Genomic DNA, 23,086 nt, shown 5'->3' on the forward strand with positions numbered 1-23,086 from the left:
ATTAAAAGAATGGTTCAATATTATTTTTCAATTTTCCATTTTCCATTTTTAATTATATCAAGTATTGCTTTCCCCCAAAGCTTCCCCAACGCCGAAGCCCCTTTTTTATTAGGATGTAAATAGAAAGTTCCCGCATTTCCTTTTTCAGGAAACAGCTCGCCTTTGTGATGAGCCTTGAAATACTCGAAACCGTCCGTATCTCCCATAAAGACCTGTCCGGGAAACCGTTTGGAATAATCGAGGACCAGTGCCTGTAACTCCGGATAATAACTTTGCAGGCGATTCAATCCTTCTTCCAGATATTTGGCTCCGTTATATGTATTCGGGCTGTACCATACCGGACGATGCAATACGATCTTGCAATCCGGGTAGAGTGCCAGCAACTTATCGATAATCGTTTTCATATTCTCATAATATTTGGCAGGAGAAGCCGGAGCCCCGTTAGGCCCCGTAATGGCACTATCGTTCGTACCAAGCATAATGGAAAAGATCAAAGTTGCCCATGTCTCATCCTTGAACTGGTCGGCTACCTCCACTACTTTCGGAAAAAGAAATTCGGTCCGGGGCAGGAAATCAAGCGTGGTACTTCCGCTTACCCCCTGGTTGGAATAGCGGACAGTTCCGATTGACGGTTGACTGCGCAGATATAAAGCAGCTTTCACAGGAGGCGCGTCATGCCGCGGGTTTTCCAATAAAGCCCCTTGCGTGATGCTGTTTCCGATAAATACTATATTCAGGTTTTTCTTCTCCTCACCCATCATATAACAACTGATTGTCATACACAACAACAATACTATAATCTTCCGGATATCCTTCATAATTCAATTTTTTCTACTACTCCGCGAATGTAGGAAAAAATTCATTTACTTCAGGATGTTTGGATAGCCAAATTTTTACTTCCTCTTCTTCATGCATCGGATTACCTTCCACCAAATCCATCAATTCGCTCAATTGTTCGTTATCGAGGGAAAAGTTCCGGAAGAATGCGGCGGCATACGGATCTTTTTCAGAAAAACCTTTGGTAGCCATAATCTGGATATGCTCGGCATCACCGTACTGCTTCTGCGAATCATCCAGGAATTTTAGGTCGTAGCGGGAGAACATCCAGTGAGGGGTCCAGCCGGTTACAACGATCCATTCCTTATTTTCGATGGACTTCTGGAGGAATGCGACCATTGTCGCACCGCTCGAAGGCTTCAAGGTCAGCTCGACCGGATATTCCTGAATGACACGTTCCGTTTCGTTCATCAGGCCGGCCCCCACGTCGATACCGATTATCTCGTTGCGAAATTCATCTTTATGTCCGTTCAATTCTTCTATGGAGCTGATCGTGACATACGAAGGGACTACCAGCCCCATCCTGGCATTTTTGTAGGCAACACCCAACGTTTCCAGATTATCGCCATATTTTTTTATATAATCGGCATGCGTGGCCGGAAGCCAGGAGTCCATAAAAACATCGACTTTGCCGGCCGCCATAGAGACAAAGATCGGCGCGATATCTGCATTCCGCAGCATCACATCATAACCTTTGCTCTCAAGCATGACTTTCGCCAAATAGCTCATTGCAATTCCTTCCGACCAGTTTACATAACCGATCGAAACAAGCTTCTTGTCTTTCGAGGAATTGCTGCAATCTGCAAACATCATCATGAAGGCAACAATAAGGGATAAATTTATAATGATAATCAATCTTCTCATAAATACTTTTCTTTTTATCTGTTTTACTTTCTGCGGACAAAGCCTTGCGTAATGCGGTCCAGGACGATCGCCAGAATCACAACGGCAATACCGCCTTCAAAACCGAGTCCGATTTTCATCTGCGTGATTCCTTTCAGCACGATCTCACCTAATCCGCCGGCCGAAATCATGGCTGCTATCACAACCATAGACAAGGCCATCATGATCGTCTGGTTTACCCCCGCCATAATGGTCGGTAAAGCCAACGGGAGCTGGACCTTAAAAAGAAGCTGTCCCGAAGTGGCTCCGAACGAACGGGTTGCCTCGACAATATCGTCCGGCACCTGACGGATGCCCAAGTCGGTAAGGCGGACAACCGGAGGCATGGCAAAAATCACGGTGGCAAAAGCACCCGGGACAGGTCCCAGCCCGAAAAACAAAACTGCTGGAATCAGATAGACGAAAGCGGGCATCGTTTGCATCAGATCCAGAAGCGGGCGGATCACTTTAGCCGCCTTATCGTTACGCCCGGTCCAGATTCCCAGCGGGACACCGAACAGGAGGGCGATAATCGTCGACGACAAAACGAGCGCCACGGTCTGCATGGTCTGTAGCCAGAACCCCATTCCCCAAATCAAAAGTAATCCGAGCAAGGTCAGGACGGCGGTTCCTTTTCCGGCTTTCCACCAGGCTAAAGCGGCGATAGCCGCAATCATCAGGTAGAACGGGATCCACATCAGGATTCCCTGGAAACCGTCGATAAAGCCGCCCACGATTCGGTTGATCACATCAAAAAGGCCGGCAAAGTTTTCTGTAAGCCAGTTAATGGCTATTTCTATATATTTTCCGATATTCATAAGTCTATTGCGTTTTGAATGATTTCTTCTATTTCCTTCTGATCCTTTCCGGTCATCTCGATGATGATGGCCGAGGTCGATACGACGCCTTTCAAACGATTGTTCTCATCGACTACCGGCAGAGCCTGCTGGACTTTCGGCAAAAGGGGCAACATATCTTCCACTGTCGTATTCTCCAATACGGAAGGGACTTCTTTCATGACGATCGAACTAATGTCTCCCGTTCCCTCCTTACGCAGTCGCAACACATCTTTCAACCGTATTTCGCCGAGGAACTGATCGTCCGTACCGATCACAGGCAAGGCATACAAATGTTTTTCCCTCATCTTGCGGATAATGGCCTCCGGGCCATCCCTACGAATACGGACGACAATCGGCTGAGTCAGCATGATGGAAGAAGCCGTAACGACACGGCCGCGATCCACGCTCTCGGTAAAACGGGTGACATAGTCATTCGCCGGATCCGTCAGGATCTCTTCGGGCGTCCCGACCTGCACGACTTCGCCATCTTTCATAATGGCTATACGATCGCCCAGCTTGATCGCTTCATCCAGGTCATGTGTAATAAAGACAATAGTACGTTTCATCTTCTCCTGCAAGTCCAGCAATTCATCCTGCATCTGCTCGCGGATAAGCGGGTCGAGAGCCGAAAAAGCCTCGTCCATCAGCAAGACCTCCGGGTTGTTCGCCAGAGCACGAGCCAGCCCGACACGCTGCTGCATACCTCCGGAGAGTTCGTCCACACGCTGGTTCTCATACCCTTTCAATCCGACAACGGCTATGCTTTCATGCGCTTTCTTCTCACGCTCTTCTTTTGGTATCCCCTGCAACTCGAGTCCGAAAGCGATATTACTCAATACCGTACGGTGAGGCAATAACCCGAAATGTTGAAATACCATCGCCATCTCCCTGCGGCGGATTTGCAACAGTTCTTTATCCGACAGGGATGTGATATTCCTGCCGCTCAGCCAAATCTCCCCCATAGAGGGTTCGTTCAGTCGGTTAATACAACGCACCAACGTCGATTTACCACTGCCGGAGAGTCCCATTATCACGAACATCTCTCCTTCCTTTATTTCCAGATTGGCATTACGGACGGCTACGGTACAACCTGTTTCCTTTAAAATGTTCTGTTTGCTTTTACCTTGCTTAATCATCTTTTTCGCTTTGGCCTTCTCTGGTCCGAAAAGGATAGATAAGTCTTTTATTTCTATTTTCGTCATACTAATAATTATATTTGGTTATGTTTAGAAGTAATTCCCGGGACCGGGTTTGTGGCGTCTATTTATTAAACAGGGAAAACTGAATTTAGTTTAAAACCGGTTTTTATCCATATTCAAGGACTATTTCGAGGCAAGGGTCCAAAGCCAGCATGACATTTTCCGGCATCCGGAACTACATGGTCTGGTAGATATCATGCATTACCGAAGACAAATGATTATTAACATAATTGGGAGTTGATCGAGTATTCTTCCAGGTCCTTACATCAAACCCCGGAATCATCGTATATCCTATCGGTTGATTATCTGCCAACAGACCTCCAACAAAATGCCCGATTTATGATACAAGGTTCCGCCAGCCGGATAGTAAATAAAAAAAGTCCGTTAAAAGTATTTGTTTCACAGATGCTTCATTCATGATCTCTTTAGACTTAAAAGGATTTCATGCAAAGTAAATTAAAGTTTGGCTACAAAGGATACATATTGTGATAAAATAGCATTAAGGTAAGAAACCGGAATCCTCCACAAAGGACGACAGGAACAAAGCGAAGTGCTACATTGTTATGAAAGTAGTAAAACAAAAACTTTGTAGTAATATGAAAGCATTAATTGGTAAAAAAGCACCGGAGTTTCATGCCCCAGCCGTAATCAATGGCAACCAGATCGTCGAAGACTTTTCTCTGGATCAATATTTAGGTAAAAAGTATGTCGTGCTGTTCTTCTATCCGATGGACTTCACATTTGTCTGTCCGACCGAACTGCATGCCTTCCAGGAAAAGCTGAACGAGTTTGAAAAACGTGATGTGGCCGTTGTAGGCTGTTCAGTCGATTCCGAATATTCACATTTTGCCTGGTTGAACCAGGACAGAAATAAAGGAGGTATTCACGGGGTCAAATATCCTATCGTTGCAGACTTTTCGAAGACGATAGCAGAAAACTACGGTGTATTGGCGGCCGATTATCTGACCAATGAAGAAGGCGAAGTGGTAGCGAAAGGTGCTCCCGTTGCTTATCGCGGCCTGTTCCTGATAGATAAGGAAGGAAAGATCCGCCATTATGTAATCAACGACCTTCCGTTGGGACGCAATGTGGACGAGGCTATCCGCATGGTAGACGCGCTGCAACATTTCGAAGAGTTCGGCGAAGTATGTCCGGCAAACTGGTCAAAAGGCAAAGATGCGATGAAAGCGACCAGCGAAGGAGTTTCCGGTTACCTGAGCAAACATTGATCCACCAATAAGAACACAGTAGACAGTTGGCCGTTCATTTGGTATATTCTGTTTTGGTCATCCTATAGTTTTTTGGGGAACTGCCGGCTGTCACTGTCTGTTCTTTCACGCTTTCATCCTCTTGCATTTACCGGAAATATGCTCGATGTCCAACCGCAGGATATTCGTCCGGTGAAAAGACTTGTCGATATACTTCTCTCCTAACGCTTCAAAACCGGGGCAATATTTCTTTGTCAACAGGCGTAACGCATGCCTGCGTTCTTCCTCAGGAAGTTCCATGTGAATCGTGCCGAATGCAAGCACAGATTCAAAAGCCGTTGTAAACTGGTTCGGAATGACACATGTTTTTCCCACTACGCAAAAGCTCACTTTCGGGTTCTCCCGGAGGCATTCCAATTTATATCCTTCCGGCGCACAATGGAAATAGATGCTTTCGCCTTCCTTTACAAAAGAAATCGGGATCCCATACCCGAAACCATCCGTCCCGACCATCGACAGGAAACCGTATTCACCCGTTTCCAACAATTCGATTGCCTCTTTCTCATCCAACACCCGGTCTTTTCTTCTTATTTCGCGAAACATACTGTTACATATTTAAATGATATTGGCTGGCAAATCTACAAAAAGTCTTATATTTGCGAGTATAAATTACACATAATAACGCATACTAATATGAAAACAAAGATTTCACTTTTGCTTTTTGCCGTTCTCTGCAGCATCTCCGTATTTGCCCAGAATGACTTTGACAAGTATTTCGAAAAGAAAAGTCTCCGGGTGGATTTTGCCCTGAGCGGTAATCTAAAGTCACAATCAGCTGCTATCCAGCAATTACGTGAAGAGCCGGTATGGGGCGGTCCGGTTAAGAACCTGATCGACCCGTTCAACTATGGCGGCTACTATATCAATGTATATGATAAGGCTACGAATAAATTGATCTATTCACGAGGTTTCAATACGTTGTTCGAAGAATGGCGTTCGACGGAACAGGCCAAAACGGAAACACAGTCCTGGACCAACAGTGCCTCCATTCCTTTCCCGAAAGCACCTGTTTATATAGAGATTACGGCACGCGACAAGGCGGATATGCAGTTTCATCCGTTGCTAAAACAGGAGGTCGACCCGAAAAGCATCTTCATCGACCGGGGAAAACTGAAAGATAACAAAGTCTACCAGATACTGAAAAACGGCGATTCGCCGGAAAAGGTGGATCTCGTTTTCATTGCCGAAGGATACACGGCGGATGAACAGGAGAAATTCGTGGCAGATGCAAAACGGTTTACAGAAGCCTTGTTCGCTACTCCCCCCTACACGACACGCCGCAACGACTTCAATGTATGGGCCGTCTGCCTGGTATCGGAAGAATCAGGTACGGATATTTCCGGCAAAGGTATCTTCAAGAATACGGCTCTAAACTCCGGTTATTATACCTTCGGGGTAGACCGTTACCTGACTACACCGGATATGAAATCGATCCGCGATGCCGTTTGGAACGTGCCTTGCGATGCCATATTCTTATTGATAAACACCGATATGTACGGCGGTGGCGGTATGTACAACTTCTATGCTTGCGGGACAGCCGACAATCCACGTACCCCTGTTGTCTTCACACATGAGTTCGGACACAGCTTTGCCGGCCTGGCAGACGAATATTTCTCATCGGAAGTCGCTTACCAGGATTTCTATAACCTGAAATACGAACCGTGGGAGCCGAACATCACGACTTTAGTCGATTTCGACAACAAATGGAAAAATCTGTTACCCGCCGGCACTCCTATTCCTACCCCGCTCGATGCCGGACATAAGGATAAAGCCGGTGTATTCGAAGGAGGCGGCTACCTGTCCAAGGGAATTTATCGTCCGATGGATCATTGTATGATGCGCGATTACGCCCCGTTCTGCCCGGCTTGCTCACGGGCCATTCTCCAGATGATCGATTTCCTGACAGATAAAACGAACTAAAACGATTGCTCCTACATTTAAATAACCGATCACAAAGATGGCCCTGCTATATCGGTCCGGTATACAAGTGCGGTATCACTTATTGTAAAAAACAGGTTATTTAACAATTAACGGAGCTTGACGATAAAAAAGTCCAAGTGCCTCTTCATTGAAGACAAAACGGACTTTTTTCATTTATTTGCCGGTTTTTCCCCGTGACGACCGTCTTCATTGCCATGAACATTGACTTCATCGCCATGAAGACGGTCGTCACTACCTATGATCACGGCAACTCACGGCAACGAAGACGGTCGTCACGGCGATGAAGACGGTCGTCGTGGGAAAGTTCTGCGCACCTCACGGCGGAAAGGCGGGAAAAATCTTTTGGAGAAATCGGGATACAGATCAACTTTGTCCGCAAATATTCGATTCTCCGGAAGTTGAGATTTATCACATTGTCCGGTTATTTGCAATCAGACCGACAATACAAAACCTATATTAGGATGAGCTGCCGTCTTCACACCGCCTGTTGTCACCTCAGGCTTATCTAAACCGAATAAAATGTAAGTTCAAAATGAATCGGATTTTCAGATGAAATAGAAAAACGAGCGAAAAGGGGTTATTGTCATATTCATATTACTTCAGGCTTCTTGCTTCCCCATATTTGCTAATATCTATCAATTTATAAGTATCGACCTTGATTTTCCCCCGGATGAGTTCGGGGATATTGAAGGAGAAAAGAGAACGTTCATAGTAATCCGTCTCTTTCTGAGGCAACAGGAAAGGTTTGCCGGGAACACCACTTGCATCCAGATAACAAATGTAAGGGCGCGTATACAGCCCGTCATCCCGGCGGGAGCTGAAAACAAACCACCGGCCGTTGCTGCTCCAGGAATGGTAACTTTCGACATCGTTGCTGTTCACACCGGGGAGCGAATCTGTTTTGTGCGCCACCAGATCCAGCAACCGCAAATCCGCATCTTTATGCCAGATGGAAAAATTGCCATAATCGGAAACCGTGTACATCAGGTAACGGCCATCGGGCGATACCCTCGGAAACTTCGCGCTACGCCCTTCCTCTTCCGCATTGTAAAGTGTATCTATCGCCTGCCCGAAACTACGTTTCTCCGGATCAAAAATTATGCTTTGAAGATTGTAGCGTATTTCTCGATACGATTCAGGCATCAGCTTTGCCGGTGCGGAACAGAAAAACAACCGTGTACCGTCCGACGAGAATGCCGGAAAGGTTTCCATATTATCATCCGAAGACAAGTGTGGAACTGTTATGATTTCATGTCTTTCCACATCATAGACCACTACATCCGATTTATTGTCGAACACTTCTACCCGGTTTGCATCCGAAAGATGAAAATCCTGCTTCGTATCGTTTGTCGAGAATGCGACATATCGTCCTGACGGATGCCAGGCAGGATAGACTAAAGCGGAGATTGTCCGTTCAGTCTTCGTGTCTAACTTTTCGATATGACCGTCTGTCAGCATATAAGTACCGGCGTGTACCGCACGTTGGTGGAAAAGCATCCTGTCCGGATTCTGCATACAGAAGGAATGACAATTCATGCAATTATTATTTGTCTGCTTATTATCAAGGAAAGTCTTTTCCGTAAAATCCTGCAGACAACGCTGATAAATCCCCATCCTGTTCCACATACGGTAACCTGGTGCGATACGGCGATAAACTAAATAGGGATCGATTTTCTCCCTGGCTACCCGGATGGAAAAAGGAGGATATCGGAACCATTTATCTCTTTTACGGATATAGATTCCGACCGAAATACTCCCACCTGCCGATACGTCGAGCAACCGATGCCACTTCTTCTCCGGGAATTGAAAAGAACCGTTATCCGAATCCACGCGTATCTGCCCGTCCTTACCGGATAGAACAACAATTGCTTTGCAAGGCTCTTCAAGCTTAAAGTTCAGGGGAGCGATATTGCAGGGGATCGTAACCTCCTTATAATCCGGGAAAATCCCAGCCTCTCCTTTCAGCTCTTCAGCATCAGGTAACATATCGTTGCAGGCTGAAAAAGCAATCATACACAACCAGATCAAGAAATATAAATATGTCATAGACTATCCATTCGATTTTTTACAATAATAATAAAACCAGAAAGTATCTCCATATTGCTGGTAAAGCCAGGAAAGACCGTCACTACTATTTTGGGCCGTCAGCATATCTTTTTCGAATTGTTGGTAACGTTGCACTATTTCAGGCTTGATAGTAACTTTTTTAAGAACAGAGAGATCTCCAATAGCTGAAACCAAAGCCGCTTCCTGAAAATGAACGGGAAGGGCTTGTCCTTCTGAGAGCGTTCCGGCATGCAACAGGAATGTCTTGAACTTCTCCATCTCCTTTGCCAACAGATAGGAACAACCCAAATATTCCCATGCTACCCGATTTACTCCCGGCTCCGAAAGATGTCCTGTCCAGAGGCTATCGATGTCTACTAAGCAAAGCAAATTATCCGGTTGCGAGACCGGCATTGTCTTCATGCCAAGTTCTTCATCCTGTCTTATCCTTTCAGGATAATGGACATAAACGGCGTATTTTTCCGCCCAACGGCGATAGCGGGGCAACCGGTCGAGTATATTTAGATACTTATTTGCCAAAGCAAAATCTCTCCGTACCAAACTGATCTTCACCAACCGTTGAAGCATCCGGGGACTTCCTCCCCGTTTGGCAAGCGTCAAGCCTTCCATAGCATATCCTTCCGAAAGACTGATGTCACCGATCATATAATAGATGTCACTCAACAGACAACTCATATAATAAGTCCTGTCCCAGGAAGCCAAAAGGCTTTGCGGACCTTTTTGGTCATAATGGAACAACCGGTCACCCAAAATGCCTTTTTGAGCTAATGCCATATTTAAATAGTTAAGGCTTACGCAACTCATCGTCCCATTCTCCGATTGCTCGCGGATAATTGTGTCCCAATCGTTTCTTTGCTCCAAAACGGATAATTCATTCATCCGATTGTTCCATACTTCATAGGGTCCAGGCAAACAAAACGTAGAAAAACAAAACAAGAGAACTGACCAGCAACCTGTAACGGCGACTCTTACTAAGCGCTTTCTCCAGTGTAAAACTCTCATTGAGAAGGCTATTATAAAAAGAATAAAGAGCAAGGCTACAAAACGAATCCAGATATAATATGTATAAGAATCTGGTTGCAATTGAGATTCCTGATACCTTTCCGAGTAAATTCCATCTGTTAACGGAATACCGACAGCCAAGCGAATATCGATATAAGTCAAAAGCAAGCCGATCAAGCATACAACAAGCAAACCAAACCATTTTTTCCTCCGGCACAAGATATTCGTGAAAACAACGACTAAACCGTAAAGCATCACCAGCTGGCCAGCCAAGCCATAGATAAAAAATACACTTGCCACACCATAAAACAACTGCACCTTCGGTTTCCGGATACGGACAAAAACATAAGAAAATAGAAGGAGAATGAAAAGCCCGATCGTCCCGTCCAGCACATAAAAAGAGCTGGTATGGGCTTTCACCAATACTAAAACAGGGAATAAGGCAAGCAATAAATTATATCCACGCGGTGCAATCTCCTGCAAAAGCAAATAACTCAAGAAACCGATGACACACAAGAAGGCGCTGTTAACCCACAACACAAACAGGGAAGAAGTATAATATTGAACCAAAGCCTGTCCGGCAACCGCACAAAAACCGCCGGGAAGAGACAGCATATCCCGGATAACTCCCCATTCGGGAATAAACAACTGCACTTCTTCCTGCCGTTGGAACGTGGAAGTACCGAACGACCAAAAGAAAAGCCAAAGTCCAGCAAATACGGACAGCCAAAATACAAGCATCCTACCTTTCATAACCCTATTGCTTTCGATAAAAAGAAGAGAGGAATTCACCTTTTGGCGACTATCCCTCTCTTCCCCGGTCTAAAGAGTGAATTTATACTTTATAGTTTTTCACTTTCTACTTATCACCGTAACCCGGGTTCTGTTCCAGCAGGTTATTAGCACCGATCAGACTGTAATGGATCGGGAAACGATTCAGGTTGGGATTATTTGTTGCTTTATGGTCCCACCAGTCTTCCGTCACGTAAGCATCCCAACGGATCAAGTCCGTACGGCGGCGTCCCTCGGCCAAGAATTCCAATTGCCATTCGTCCAACATACGGTATTTGTCCAGATTAGCGGCCGTTACCGGATCGGGATCGTTGCCACCTTCGAAATAACGCTTGCGAACCGTATTGATCAGACCGGCAGCCCCCTGTTTGTCACCAGCACGCATCTTGCATTCGGCCAGCATATAATAGATCTCGGCCAGACGGATCACCGGCACATCCGGATCGCCTTTTCGTTTGAACTCTTCCTGAGTCGGGCGCGGACTGCGTTTCGTCACACGTACACATGAGTTTTCCTCTGCCGTGGCAATCGTTGAAGGCAAAGAAGCCAGATCCGGGTACTGCGGATCTTTTCCTACTTTGGCAAAATAAGCGACCTGGTCTACAACCGTGATGACTTCTCCGGCATATTCACGTGTACCCGTACAAGTCCATTCAGGATTCAGCGGATTCACCAGTTTGCCTACGATAAACATACCGCGGTATTTGCCGTTGCCTTCATATACATAGGGTTGCTTACGGATGTCCTTATCATGGAACTTCGCATACGCCCCACCCAACTTATACGGATAAGGTTTGCCGGTCGGATCCAGACTCGGAATCAAACCGATGCCATTATCCGAACCGGAGCCTTCCAGACCACCTAAATAATTCTTATAATTATAGGGGACCTGCCATCCCCAATACATACCATCTGTTTCGGTCTTTGCATTCTGACTCGGCACAGACCAGATAATTTCAGGGCAACGCTCGTTGTCGAACCCGAAAATGTTCGTCCAGTCTGATTCCAAAGCATACTGGCCGTATTTGCCGTCGATAATATCCTGGCAAATCTGGGCTGCCTCCGTAAACATCTCCTTACCGATATAAGATTTGGCATTGAAGTACAAGCGAGCCTGCAAAGCTGCTCCGGCAGCACGGTTGATCGAACCGGTTTCCATTCCTCCCAATGTTTCCTTGACCGGAAGGTTGGGAACGGCAATCTTAAGTAAGGAGTCGATGAAGTTGAAAGTCTCGACATCTGTCGAACGTCCTTTCACTTCGCTTTGGGTCGTCGTGTACAGAGGTACTCCTCCGAAAAAATCCAAACCGTCTATATAGAACGAAGCAGCCAACACACGCTGCTGGTTCAACATGGATTCACGTGTGCCCTCGGGGAAGCCTAATGCATCGAAATCTACTTTTTCCAAATCTTCCAACGCATCCCAAGACAAAGCGACTCCCATTGCAAAATTTGTCCAGCCTGTTTCTATACGTGTCATATCTTCCGTATATTCATGATGGTGGAACTTCTGATAGTTCGCCCCGTCATACCAGTCGCTTCCACGTGTCGGCAGGCAATACTCATCAGTTCCCAGCTCTTGCAACGCCCAACGGGGATCATTATGGGCGATATACCAACGCCAATGTGTAAACGGACGGTTGAAACGTTGCCATACGGCATCCTGAGAACTGTAGAACGTTTCCGGAACTACCTGCGAATAAAAATCAGGTTCGACACTACAAGAAGTAGCGCACATCAGGCAGATCACTCCGGATAAAAACAATTGGAATATATTTTTCTTTTTCATCTTAGAATCTGTATTAGAAGTTAAACTGCATACCTAATGTCCAAGTACGGGTAACTGGATAGAAACGGTCTACATCCCAGAATTTTTCCGTACCTTGATCCCAACCGGTGATATTGACTTCCGGGTTCATACCGCTATAGCCGGTGATCGTACAAACGTTACCTACCGTACCGTAAATACGGATACGGTCGATCAGATTATTCGTGTACTTCTTCATCGGAAGCGTATAACCCAATGTGATGGCATCGATCTTTAAGAACGTACCGTCTTCCAGATAGTAGTCGCAAATCTGCTTTTCACCCTTGATGTGGTTGAACTTTCCGTAAGCGTCTTTCAAAACATTCAAGTTGCCTTGGCCTTGGATACCGTAATACATATTGATCGTATTATACACGTCGAAATCAATCCAACTACGCAAATTGATACCTAAGTCGAAATTCTTGTACGTCAATGTATGGCTCCAGCCGATAATCAATTTAGGGGTATAATTACCGATGAACTGTTTGTCGTTCTCCGTCTTTTGAGCGGCCGGAATCACTTCGCCATCTTTGTTATACAACAAGAAACTACCTTCATCATCGAATCCGGCGAACTTCCAGATATAGAAAGAACCAATAGTCGAACCAGCTTCCATACGAGCGGCATCACCCGGAGAACCCGGAGCTACGAAGCCGTTACCATTATGATAGGAGTTGTCGCCTTCCAAAGTCAGGATCTTTCCTTTGTTATGACTCAGGTTTATATTGGATGACCAAGTGAAATCTTTTGTCCGGATAATATCGCCACCGACTTCAAATTCCCAACCTTTACTTTCCATCGAACCGATATTCTGCATCTGGCTGCCTTGCGTATAAGGCGGTTGCGGGACCTTTACTTCAAACAACAGGTTGTCCACCTTACGGCGATAGTAGTCGAACTTACCATACAAACGACCATTAAAGAAAGAATAATCAGCACCCAAGTTCCATTCCTTCTTTTCTTCCCATCCTAAGTTCGGATTGACATTTTGTGATTTGCCATACGAATAAGCCCATGTACCGTTCGGCATCATCCAGTTCGTATCTGATCCTAACATATTGGCCATATAAGTCGCATCAAAATCATTATTACCCGTCACACCATAACCGAAACGGACTTTCAAGTCGTCCAACCATTCGAAGTCTTTCATGAACTCTTCGTTCGAAATACGCCAACCGGCTGTTGCAGACCAGAAATTCGCCCAACGGTTATCGGCAGCAAACTTAGAAGAACCTTCATGGCGGATAGAGGCAGAAAGCATATATTTATCCTGATATGAATAATTGGCACGAGCAAAAACCGAGAACAGACGTTCTGTTACCGACTTATTGGAACTCATCCCAGCCTTGCCATCCGACAAGTAGCTGCCCTGGCCTATATCCCAATACTTGATACCATCGACAGAAAAATTATAGTTATCCATACCGAAATATTCCTTGTTATATTCAAAATAAGAATAACCGGCTGTCGCATTTAGGTTATGCCCCCCTTTAAAGTCTTTTATATAAGAGAAATAACCTTCTGAAGTCAAATGTTCTTTTTTTTCAAAGTACAAATGAGCATGTCCCTTACGTGAGTTGTCTATTTCACTACGATGCGTACTGGGCCAATATTGGTGCAATTCCCATTGACGGTTTTCATATCCGATAATCTGCTGATAGTTCAAACCTGGAATAGGTTTAATATTCAACTTCAAGTTTACTTCCGGTTTGAACCATTTATCCAACCCGTAAAAATCTTCCAACATGACATCCGCCACAACATTATAGTCCAATGATTCGTTGTTCCATACATTATAACCGGTCTCGCTTTCCGAATCATACGGTGAACGGGTCGGATTATTACGCATGGCCTGCTGGAAATTCGGGATATGGTTGTTACGGGCTGCTTGGCGATAGTCTACAGATGGACGAACTTCCAACCAGTCGTCAAACAGTTTGAAAGAAGCATTCACACGTCCACCATAATCCTGACGTTCATCCTGTAAAGCGATCCCCTGGTTCTTCTCATAAAAGAAAGAGGTATAAACTTGCGCTTTCTCCGTACCCATTTCCAACGCCAAATGGTGTTTTTGAGAGAAGTTATCCTTATTGATCATCTCATCCCACCAGTTTGTATCGGAACCGTAATCCGTACCAATATTATGTTCGGCATATTCGCGTCCGGACAACATCTCCGGAGCATTGTAGTTTTGTTTCTTCGTGAACTCGTTGCTATACGTGAGTTTTACTTTACCATTCGTGTCCGAACCGCTCTTCGTTGTAATCAAAATCACACCGGCAGCAGCACGAGTACCGTAAATAGCACCGGCAGAACCGTCTTTCAAAACATCGATAGACTTGATATCATCCTGCGTCAGCGAACGGATATCACCACCGGGAAAACCGTCGATCACGATAAGAGGTTCTTTTCCTGATTTGATAGAAGTCATACCACGCAGCTGAAAAGTCGTACCTGCATTGGCACTACCCAAGTTATACATCACCAAACCGCCGATCTTGCCCTGCAAAGCCGAAGAAATATCCGCTCCACTCACACCGACCATCAGATCGTCTGCTTTCAACGAGGTGATTGCACTGGTTACCTGCTTCTTGTCCAAAGAACCGTAACCGATCACCACGACTTCTTCCAATGCTTTGGCATCTTCAACTAACTTAACGTTGATTGTTGCAAGATTCCCGATTTTCACTTCCTGGGTAATATAACCGATATAGGAAACGACGAGCGTCGCATTGTTTGGAACATTCTGTAGGATAACTTTACCATCCATATCGGAAATATTCCCGTTTGTTGTTCCTTTCACAACAACATTAGCCCCAATAACCGGTCCCATTTCATCTTGTACCGTAATAGTAACTGTTTTCCCTACTTGATCAGGTACTGCACTCTCAATTCGATTCGAAGTTAACAATTCTGCTTTTTCACCGGCGGCGAATACTCCTGTCGTCAAACAAAAGAGCAATCCGCAAGTGATCTTTGTCATTCGAGATATTGAACCATTCCAACCTATAGGAAGGTCACAATTCTGTTTCTGTTGCATTTTCTTGTATTATTATAAAAAGGTTAATAATAAATCGATCTAAGCCTGAAGCTTATCACACTCTAAATAAGACCTAAAGTCTTTCTGTCAGTTTTCTCTATTCCTATCTCATAGGCCTATATATTTAAGTTGTCCATATAAACTATTTTTATTTAATACAGGCAGTTAAAATGACTATAGTCTTAATAGAACTATGGTACTTGTTTTCGACTTTTATGATATGGTTTGAATATTAACAAAAGCGGCTACTGGTTTTACTTTCATCTCTTCAAAAGAAGTTTTTCAAATAAATAAGTATATCTGTAGTAGCACATTAAAGTACTTTAAGAACTTTTCAACGTATCTTCCTTTGAAACTTTTTTGGAAACCGATTCTTTTATTTGAACATTTTTATTTAATTTTACGCCCAACTAAAAGGTATATGTTAAAACATACCCAAAGTAAAAGTTTGTAATGTGTTTTTAATAAATTTTTAATCACAATACACGGTACGTTTGTAAAAATACCATAGTTCTATTAAGACTGTAGTACTTTTCTTTCCAACAAGAAATTTCTCCAATTGAATTTATATAAAGGTATGAAAAGGCTTCCCTGTACATACATAGGTATGTACGGGCAGGAATATAAGAACCTTGTACATAAAAAGTGCCGACCTTCATGCAAGAAAGTCGGCACTTTTATAAGACATAGTCCCCTATTCTGAGAAAAACCATCGTCGGAGACATTCTATTTTGTCTGGAAGCATCTACCGGACGGACTGTTCCGGATAATCATTTTGCCTGCTACCCTCGACTATTTCTATCACGACCGGCAGACATAAGCCTATTGGCATTCCTTCAGCAAACAAAAAGATTCATATAGCTCCATTCCGGTAGCAAAACGGAAATCCTTATCTCCGCGAGAAGACGATAAACGCAATCTCCCGATCCTTAGTCAATAGAAACCGAAGCCAATTTGACGTTTTGTCATTTTGACAAAGATCATTCCATCGGAACTTCCATCAAAAGCACGGTCGCGTGTTTCAGGACCTCTATGGCAATGCTGTCGGTGTCCCAGAAACCGGCGCCGTCACGTTTGGAAAGAACCGTGTTGGCAACCTCAACCTCGCCTTCGATCACAAACAGATAAACTCCGTTCTTCGGGCTATGCAATTTGTATTCCTTCACCAGTCCCGCATCCAACGTACCCATCGAAAACCACGCATCCTGGTTGATGGAAGCCGGGGCGGAACCGTCCGGTGCAATCATCAGTCCTAATTCATTTTTCTTCAGAACGGGACGGATATCATAGCTCTTATAATGGGGTTCTGTATTCTCCTCACGCGGGAACACCCAGATCTGAAGGAAATCCAACTGCTCTTCACCGCTGTCGTTGAACTCGCTATGGGAAATCCCCGTACCTGCACTCATCACCTGGATATCGCCCGGAGTAATCACTTCGCTGTTTCGGATACTGTCGCCGTGACGCAGATATCCTTTCAACGGGATAGAGATTACTTCCATATTCTTGTGTGGATGTGTATCGAAGCCCTCTCCCGGAGCGACAGAGTCGTCATTCAGGACACGAAGCATGCCAAAATGTACTCGCTTCGGGTTGTAGTAATTAGCAAAACTAAAAGTATGATGGGTCTTCAGCCATCCATGATTTGCATACCCGCGAGTATTGGCTTTATCCAGTACTGTTTTCATAAATAATTCTCCTTTATTAATTACGTCTATAGAACATTATGAAAGGAAGAAAAGTTTTTAGTACTTTTGTACCCTAATAAAATCATCCAGTAAATATAAACACTATGGCAGTTTACTTAAACGATGTATCAAGAACATTCGGTGAATACTTGCTTATTCCCGGTTTAACCACCAAACAATGTGTGCCAACCAACGTTTCGCTGAAAACTCCGCTTGTGAAACACAAAGTGGGCGAAAAGCCAGCGATCGAGTTAAACATTCCTTTCGTTTCAGCGATCATGCAATCTGTGTCCGGTCCCAAGTTGGCCATCGAACTGGCCCGCAACGGTGGACTGTCTTTCATCTTCGGTTCACAACCTATCGACAGCCAGGCTGAAATGGTTCGGAGAGTAAAAAAGTTCAAAGCCGGATTCGTAATCAGCGACTCCAATCTGACTCCCGAAAATACGCTGGCAGATGTAATCGCTCTGGTACAGCGCACCGAACACTCTACGATCGGTGTGACGGACGACGGTACTCCTAACGGTAAATTGCTGGGAATGGTGACCAGCCGCGACTATCGTGCGGAAAAGGATTCTCCCGACAAGAAGGTGAAAGAATTCATGACTCCGTTCTCCAAACTGATCGTCGGCGAACTGGGCATGACGTTGAGTGAAGCCAACCAGATCATCTGGGATCACAAACTGAATACGTTGCCGATCATCGACAAGGAGCAGAACTTGCAATATTTCGTCTTCCGCAAAGACTACGACAGCCACCGCGACAATCCGAAAGAGTTGTCCGGCAGCGATAAGAAACTGCTTGTAGGAGCCGGAATCAACACACGCGACTATATGGAACGTGTTCCTGCGTTGGTTGAAGCGGGTGTCGATGTCTTGTGCATCGACTCGTCCGACGGCTATTCCGAATGGCAGCAGGAAACTCTGCAATGGATCAAGAAAAACTATGGTGACAAGGTGCTGGTCGGTGCCGGCAATGTTGTCGACAAGGAAGGTTTCGACTACTTGGTCGAAGCCGGAGCTGATTTCATCAAGGTGGGTATCGGTGGCGGTTCCATCTGTATCACCCGCGAACAGAAAGGTATCGGCCGCGGACAGGCAACAGCGTTGATCGACGTGGCACAGGCACGCGACGAATATATGAAAAAGACAGGTATTTATGTGCCTATTTGCAGCGACGGCGGCTTGGTACATGACTATCACATGGTTCTTGCTTTAGCGATGGGTGCGGACTTCCTGATGATGGGACGTTATTTCGCCCGTTTCGACGAATCTCCTACAAAGAAGATGAAGATCGGTAACAACTTCGTGAAAGAATACTGGGGTGAAGGCTCGAACCGCGCCAAGAACTGGCAGCGTTACGATATGGGCGGCAGCGAAGCGCTTAAGTTCGAAGAGGGCGTCGACAGCTATGTTCCCTATGCCGGTAAGATGAAAGACAACCTCAACCTCACATTAGGCAAAATAATCGCCACGATGTGCAGTTGCGGAGCTATCACCATCCCCGATCTGCAAAAGAACGCCAAAATCACACTGGTCTCTTCAACCAGTATCGTGGAAGGCGGTGCGCATGATGTGATTTTGAAGGAGCAGAACTAACAGAAAATCACACTTAACACAAAACCCTATGCATTACGGAAGCGAATGCATAGGGTTTTCTATCCTAACCCATAGGGTTACCACCCGTAAAGCATAACTTTATTTTTCCATCCTATTTGCCGGCAGGAAGTCTATCTACCACCATTGGACGCACAAGGTTGCCACCTATCGAAACAAGGCCGTCTTTGACCGACATATCCACAACAAACGAATTGCGGGGATGTATCTCCGACTCGCTCTTATGCGCATGGAAGACATAACGCATCTTGCCATCCCGATCCACAAAAGGAGCACCATGGCCGACACCGACCAAGCCATCATACCTATGCAATACCGGATTGCCTTCGTACTTTTTCCACGGGCCGAAAGGTGAATCGGAGGTGGCAAAACCGACAGCATAATCCTGGCTTGTATAGCCGTTTGCCGAATAAACCAAGTAGTAAACACCATCCTGTTTCAAGACAGAGGGGCCTTCCACGACTTTGGGGAGAACCAATTCCCACGGTTCTTCGGCTTTGAAGCATTGCGTCAGGGTCTCTTCCTTTATCTCTTTCAAGTTTTCTTTCAGCTCTGCACACCAAATGACATTGCCGTCATTGAAGCGAACGAAATAGAGATAGGCCTTCCCGTCTTCATCAAAAAAGACAGAGGTATCAATGCTCTTTTCCTCGCGGATCGGCTTATGTTCGTCCTGCTTGAACGGTCCTAAAGGAGAGTCTGCCGTAGCGACACAGATATGCTCTTCCGTCGAATAGAACATATAGAACTTCTTCTCTTTTTCGACATAATAGACTTCCGGCGCCCAGAACATCGACTCACCGTACGAATTCGTATGGCTAAGCGACAAAGCCGAAGCCCGCTCCCAATGTTCGAGGTCTTTGGAATAATAGACATCAAATCCGGTCCCGACATTCGTCCCGTAAATATAATACAGGCTGTCGTGCACCAAGACATAAGGATCTGCCAGCGGAACCGTTTGCGACAAAACGGTTATCGGCTTTTCCTCCTCCGTTCCTCCCTCTTCCTTTTTGTCAGACCCGGAATCCGAACAACTCATGCAAAAGCAAAGGGAGAGTGAAAACAACAATACAAACCATTTCTTATTCATGACTATACATTTAATTATTATTTAATGACCGGACGGAACGCACCGTAAGAAGGTTCCAACTTATCTACATAAGGCCATCCTTCTGCATCCCACAAGATACGGTCTAACAACACCTGCCGTTGTGCGTCCAAGCGTTCCAGTTCAAAGGCGTGATAAAGCATCCATGTGTTCTTTTCATCATCTTCGAGAAGAGTGGAGTTGTGGCCGGTACCGACAAAACGGTCGTTCTTATGAAGGATAACTTCATGCTTGTTGTCCAACATCTGCCCACCCTGTTTATCGACATACGGGCCGAAGAGCTCTTTCGAACGTCCCACAACGGTCGTATAGGTGCTCTTCTGTCCTTCGCAACAGGAACCGATGGAGCCGATCAGGTAGTAGTAACCGTTGCGTTTCCAAAGATTGATCCCTTCGTAAGCGTTGCCGGCGATCTGACGCTTGGTGTCGAGCTTAGGCGTGATCGTCACATCATCCGTCACATCCAGTTCCATGATGTAGATGCCGAAAAAGCTGCCCCAAAGCATATAATACTTGCCGTCCTCCTCGTAGAAATACTGGTCGATGGAGTTCTCCACATTCACTTCGCGACTGTCGAACACTTTACCTTTCGGCGTGAACGGTCCTTCGGGAGAATCAGAAACGGCATAACCGATGGTGCTGACCCAGTGATTGCCCCATTGTGCCAACGAATAGAAGAGCACATATTTGCCTTTCACATAGCGGATTTCCGGCGCCCAAAGATGGGCACGTTCCTTGACATCCTTGTTATCCGGCAAGAAGTCCGGGCGTGTTTCTTCGGTGAAAGCCGTCCCGATCTCTTCCCATTCCACCATATCTTTCGATTTGAAAATCGGAAGGTTACGGATATCTTCGGTCGCATACAAATAATAATAACCGTCTTTTGCCCGCATGGCTGTCGGGTCGGGTGCGGCAATCCGTATCACCGGGTTGTGATAAGCGAGTTGCGAATCATCGACTTCCGGAACATCCTGTTTACCCGAATTTCCGTCATTACCACTCCCACCGCACGCCGTACAGCAGACAGCACAAGAGAGCATCAAAAAATCTTTTACATTCATTGTTTTCTATCTATTTTAATCAAAAAAGCTGTTACAAAAGTACGAATCAAAAACATAAACTTTTGTAACAGCTTCTTTTTTTAGCGAATCATTACTTCCAACCCGGATTCTGTTCCATATTCGGGTTCATCTGCGTTTCGTTATACGGGATCGGATACAACCAGTAATGGTCTCCGCCCCAAGCATAATGATAAGTGGCCTGTCCCCAAACCTGGCGCAGCCCGTTCACCACCTGCTTGCCATTGTCGTCGTATGTGGCAAACTTCTTGTCCTTCCAAGTCTTCCAACGAAGTTCATCGAAGTAAATCAGGTCTTCACCAAGCAATTCCCAATACCGTTCGTTCCGGATGCGTTCGCGCATATCTGCCTGTCCCGCCACGGTCGTCGGAGCATTGGAGTTGAGCAGTTGGGCACCGGCACGGGCACGCACCTGATTGACAACAGCGACCGCTTCGTCCGTCTTGCCCTGTTCGTTCAATGCCTCGGCGAGGTTCAGCAGGACATCGGCATACCGGATTTTCGGCATATCGATACCGGTTCCTTTTTGGTTCCCTTCGCCAACACCTTCCGTCACGAATTTGCGGTTCAGATAATAGAACATCGCCTGCGTATCAGTTTGCAAATCTTGCCCCACACGGGTAATCGATCCATCCGCATTGGTCGTCTCAGCCCACTTGTTACGGTAAGGATAGCGATTTGTAAAGTAGTTATCAGAACCTCCATCACCTCCTAAATAAGTAGCATACGGCGTAATGACACTCATTTCCAAACGAGGATCACGCTGATCGTAAGCCTTGCGTATGCGAGCTTCGTTGCCGTTCGGCAGATAATAATCCATATTGGCACCCTGTTCTTTCGCGTTGGCAATTTCTGATTCAGTCAGGTTATCGCGCAGGAAGAAGACACGGCGTTCGTTGACCGTCAGCTTATAATACTCGGGAATGACCTTCGACCAGTCGAACTTGCTACCGTCCGCACATTCGTAGGTATCGACGAAATCCGGATTGACCAAATAGTTATTCCACATGGAGCCATAGGTACAACGGTTACCAAACCCCCGATTCTTAGAGTTCCAATAACCATCCTCTTCGATACACTGGACGGAGAAAATCATCTCATCACATTGCTCGTTGGCTTCCTTGAACAACTTTTTATAAGCATCCGCGCCGGAAGTGAACAGGCGATAACCACAATCACCGACCTTTTTGAAATCGGCTTCGGCAGATGCCCAGTTTTCCAACCACAGGTAGATCTTGCCTCTAAGTGCATAAGCTGCCCCTTTCGTAATGTGGCCGTAATCATTGTCGCCGCTGTTGTATTTGTCCGGCAAGTTAGGCTCGTTGATGCAATCGGTCAAATCCTTAACCAGTTCATTCCAGAGATCCGTCATGGGAAGACGGCTACCCTTCGCTTCATCAATGTCCTTAATCGGCTCCGTGTAATAGGGTACACCGCCGAACAGCAAGTTCAATTCATAATACCAATAGCTACGAAGGAATTTGGCTTCTGCGATCAGACGTGCTTTCTTCGCTTCCGGAAGGCCAACCACGTCCGGCATATTGGCAATCACGTCATTGCAACGGATGATAAACTTATAATTGTCATGCCAAATCCAACTCGGTCCGTCTCCGGAAGTCGTCTGATTGCCAAACAACATACCGAAGTTACGCCAGTTCGCATCGCGGTCCATCGTTGCCGAGAAGCAATCGAACCACATATTGTAATTATCATTATACAAATGGTTCAATCCATTATAGAGACCGGTCACGGTCTGTTCGGCCATCGTGGCATCCGCCCAAACCTCTCCTTCGCTCGGCTGATTTTTCGGAGTCAAATCCATATCCACACAACCGGTCAGGAACAAACCAGACAAAACTGTTGCTGAAAAAAGTTTTGTCGTGTTTTTTATAATTCCAAAATTATTCTTGTTCATACTTTT

The 23,086-nt window shown here is 45.6% G+C and carries 17 protein-coding genes; 3 read left to right on the forward strand and 14 right to left on the reverse strand.

The genetic code is table 11. From position 1 onward, the window contains the following. Window positions 1-20 precede the first annotated feature (20 nt). Genes ACPYIV_RS10170 through ACPYIV_RS10185 form a run of 4 tightly spaced genes read right to left on the reverse strand, consistent with a single transcriptional unit; the run spans window position 21 to window position 3,760 of the window. Entirely contained in the window at window positions 21-818 is a 798-nt protein-coding gene (locus ACPYIV_RS10170; protein ID WP_425886455.1) for an SGNH/GDSL hydrolase family protein, read from the reverse strand. 16 nt (window positions 819-834) lie between these two features. Beyond that, a complete protein-coding gene (locus ACPYIV_RS10175; protein WP_293734326.1) occupies window positions 835-1,701 on the reverse strand; it encodes a glycine betaine ABC transporter substrate-binding protein in 867 nt (288 codons plus the stop codon). Window positions 1,702-1,724: 23 nt separating this feature from the next. Further along, window positions 1,725-2,537 carry an ABC transporter permease gene (locus ACPYIV_RS10180; RefSeq protein WP_300761317.1) on the reverse strand — a complete coding sequence of 271 codons (813 nt, stop codon included), beginning with the start codon at window positions 2,535-2,537 and terminating at the stop codon, window positions 1,725-1,727. Continuing rightward, window positions 2,534-3,760, reverse strand: a complete 1,227-nt coding sequence (locus ACPYIV_RS10185; protein ID WP_293740445.1) for a quaternary amine ABC transporter ATP-binding protein — start codon at window positions 3,758-3,760, stop codon at window positions 2,534-2,536. Before ACPYIV_RS10185 ends, ACPYIV_RS10180 begins: the two co-directional genes overlap by 4 nt. 593 nt (window positions 3,761-4,353) lie before the next feature. On the opposite strand from ACPYIV_RS10185, the gene ACPYIV_RS10190 reads away from it, so the two are divergent. Beyond that, complete coding sequence (locus ACPYIV_RS10190) at window positions 4,354-4,986, forward strand: peroxiredoxin (protein ID WP_293734323.1); 633 nt, start codon at window positions 4,354-4,356, stop codon at window positions 4,984-4,986. A gap of 105 nt (window positions 4,987-5,091) precedes the next feature. Here the strand turns inward: ACPYIV_RS10190 and ACPYIV_RS10195 are convergent, their stop codons facing one another. After that, window positions 5,092-5,568, reverse strand: a complete 477-nt coding sequence (locus tag ACPYIV_RS10195) for a pyridoxamine 5'-phosphate oxidase family protein (RefSeq protein ID WP_293740443.1) — start codon at window positions 5,566-5,568, stop codon at window positions 5,092-5,094. Between the two features lie 90 nt (window positions 5,569-5,658). Here ACPYIV_RS10195 and ACPYIV_RS10200 point away from each other — a divergent pair, with 90 nt between their 5' ends. Then, window positions 5,659-6,945, forward strand: a complete 1,287-nt coding sequence (locus ACPYIV_RS10200; RefSeq protein ID WP_425886456.1) for a M64 family metallopeptidase — start codon at window positions 5,659-5,661, stop codon at window positions 6,943-6,945. A 262-nt stretch (window positions 6,946-7,207) separates the two neighbouring features. Here ACPYIV_RS10200 and ACPYIV_RS10205 read toward each other — a convergent pair whose 3' ends face one another. The 6 genes from ACPYIV_RS10205 to ACPYIV_RS10230 form a co-directional block, all read right to left on the reverse strand. After that, window positions 7,208-7,378, reverse strand: coding sequence for a hypothetical protein (locus ACPYIV_RS10205; RefSeq protein WP_293734321.1), 171 nt, complete (start codon window positions 7,376-7,378; stop codon window positions 7,208-7,210). 182 nt (window positions 7,379-7,560) lie between these two features. Beyond that, window positions 7,561-9,012, reverse strand: coding sequence for a TolB family protein (locus ACPYIV_RS10210; protein WP_425886457.1), 1,452 nt, complete (start codon window positions 9,010-9,012; stop codon window positions 7,561-7,563). Between the two features lie 3 nt (window positions 9,013-9,015). After that, window positions 9,016-10,788: a DUF6057 family protein gene (locus tag ACPYIV_RS10215; RefSeq protein ID WP_425886458.1), complete on the reverse strand. Its 1,773-nt coding sequence runs from the start codon at window positions 10,786-10,788 to the stop codon at window positions 9,016-9,018. A gap of 106 nt (window positions 10,789-10,894) precedes the next feature. Further along, the gene (locus tag ACPYIV_RS10220) at window positions 10,895-12,616 is read right to left on the reverse strand and encodes a RagB/SusD family nutrient uptake outer membrane protein (protein ID WP_293734318.1); all 1,722 of its coding nucleotides are present in this window, start codon (window positions 12,614-12,616) and stop codon (window positions 10,895-10,897) included. A 13-nt stretch (window positions 12,617-12,629) separates the two neighbouring features. Continuing rightward, window positions 12,630-15,674 (reverse strand): SusC/RagA family TonB-linked outer membrane protein, encoded by a 3,045-nt coding sequence (locus ACPYIV_RS10225; RefSeq protein ID WP_425886459.1) that lies wholly within the window; start codon window positions 15,672-15,674, stop codon window positions 12,630-12,632. Between the two features lie 980 nt (window positions 15,675-16,654). Then, window positions 16,655-17,362, reverse strand: coding sequence for a pirin family protein (locus ACPYIV_RS10230; RefSeq protein ID WP_293733585.1), 708 nt, complete (start codon window positions 17,360-17,362; stop codon window positions 16,655-16,657). Between the two features lie 104 nt (window positions 17,363-17,466). Between ACPYIV_RS10230 and ACPYIV_RS10235 the strand changes: the two genes are divergently transcribed. Continuing rightward, window positions 17,467-18,960 (forward strand): IMP dehydrogenase, encoded by a 1,494-nt coding sequence (locus tag ACPYIV_RS10235; protein WP_293733584.1) that lies wholly within the window; start codon window positions 17,467-17,469, stop codon window positions 18,958-18,960. A 112-nt stretch (window positions 18,961-19,072) separates the two neighbouring features. Here ACPYIV_RS10235 and ACPYIV_RS10240 read toward each other — a convergent pair whose 3' ends face one another. From ACPYIV_RS10240 to ACPYIV_RS10250, 3 genes are all read right to left on the reverse strand, one after another. Beyond that, entirely contained in the window at window positions 19,073-20,068 is a 996-nt protein-coding gene (locus ACPYIV_RS10240) for a glycoside hydrolase family 43 protein (RefSeq protein ID WP_293733583.1), read from the reverse strand. A 17-nt stretch (window positions 20,069-20,085) separates the two neighbouring features. Then, window positions 20,086-21,147 (reverse strand): family 43 glycosylhydrolase, encoded by a 1,062-nt coding sequence (locus ACPYIV_RS10245; protein WP_293740438.1) that lies wholly within the window; start codon window positions 21,145-21,147, stop codon window positions 20,086-20,088. Window positions 21,148-21,238: 91 nt separating this feature from the next. Then, window positions 21,239-23,080 carry a RagB/SusD family nutrient uptake outer membrane protein gene (locus ACPYIV_RS10250; RefSeq protein WP_293733581.1) on the reverse strand — a complete coding sequence of 614 codons (1,842 nt, stop codon included), beginning with the start codon at window positions 23,078-23,080 and terminating at the stop codon, window positions 21,239-21,241. Between the last annotated feature and the right edge of the window lie 6 nt (window positions 23,081-23,086).

Source organism: Parabacteroides vesiculifaciens (assembly GCF_049860805.1).
Classification (GTDB): domain Bacteria; phylum Bacteroidota; class Bacteroidia; order Bacteroidales; family Tannerellaceae; genus Parabacteroides.

Excerpts from the sequence above, each read along its gene's own strand:
- ACPYIV_RS10170 (WP_425886455.1), bottom strand. The coding sequence starts at position 818 with ATGAAGGATATCCGGAAGATTATAGTATTGTTGTTGTGTATGACAATC.
- ACPYIV_RS10175 (WP_293734326.1), bottom strand. The coding sequence starts at position 1,701 with ATGAGAAGATTGATTATCATTATAAATTTATCCCTTATTGTTGCCTTC.
- ACPYIV_RS10180 (WP_300761317.1), bottom strand. The coding sequence starts at position 2,537 with ATGAATATCGGAAAATATATAGAAATAGCCATTAACTGGCTTACAGAA.
- ACPYIV_RS10185 (WP_293740445.1), bottom strand. The coding sequence starts at position 3,760 with ATGACGAAAATAGAAATAAAAGACTTATCTATCCTTTTCGGACCAGAG.
- ACPYIV_RS10190 (WP_293734323.1), top strand. The coding sequence starts at position 4,354 with ATGAAAGCATTAATTGGTAAAAAAGCACCGGAGTTTCATGCCCCAGCC.
- ACPYIV_RS10195 (WP_293740443.1), bottom strand. The coding sequence starts at position 5,568 with ATGTTTCGCGAAATAAGAAGAAAAGACCGGGTGTTGGATGAGAAAGAG.
- ACPYIV_RS10200 (WP_425886456.1), top strand. The coding sequence starts at position 5,659 with ATGAAAACAAAGATTTCACTTTTGCTTTTTGCCGTTCTCTGCAGCATC.
- ACPYIV_RS10210 (WP_425886457.1), bottom strand. The coding sequence starts at position 9,012 with ATGACATATTTATATTTCTTGATCTGGTTGTGTATGATTGCTTTTTCA.
- ACPYIV_RS10215 (WP_425886458.1), bottom strand. The coding sequence starts at position 10,788 with ATGAAAGGTAGGATGCTTGTATTTTGGCTGTCCGTATTTGCTGGACTT.
- ACPYIV_RS10220 (WP_293734318.1), bottom strand. The coding sequence starts at position 12,616 with ATGAAAAAGAAAAATATATTCCAATTGTTTTTATCCGGAGTGATCTGC.
- ACPYIV_RS10225 (WP_425886459.1), bottom strand. The coding sequence starts at position 15,674 with ATGCAACAGAAACAGAATTGTGACCTTCCTATAGGTTGGAATGGTTCA.
- ACPYIV_RS10230 (WP_293733585.1), bottom strand. The coding sequence starts at position 17,362 with ATGAAAACAGTACTGGATAAAGCCAATACTCGCGGGTATGCAAATCAT.
- ACPYIV_RS10235 (WP_293733584.1), top strand. The coding sequence starts at position 17,467 with ATGGCAGTTTACTTAAACGATGTATCAAGAACATTCGGTGAATACTTG.
- ACPYIV_RS10240 (WP_293733583.1), bottom strand. The coding sequence starts at position 20,068 with ATGAATAAGAAATGGTTTGTATTGTTGTTTTCACTCTCCCTTTGCTTT.
- ACPYIV_RS10245 (WP_293740438.1), bottom strand. The coding sequence starts at position 21,147 with ATGAATGTAAAAGATTTTTTGATGCTCTCTTGTGCTGTCTGCTGTACG.
- ACPYIV_RS10250 (WP_293733581.1), bottom strand. The coding sequence starts at position 23,080 with ATGAACAAGAATAATTTTGGAATTATAAAAAACACGACAAAACTTTTT.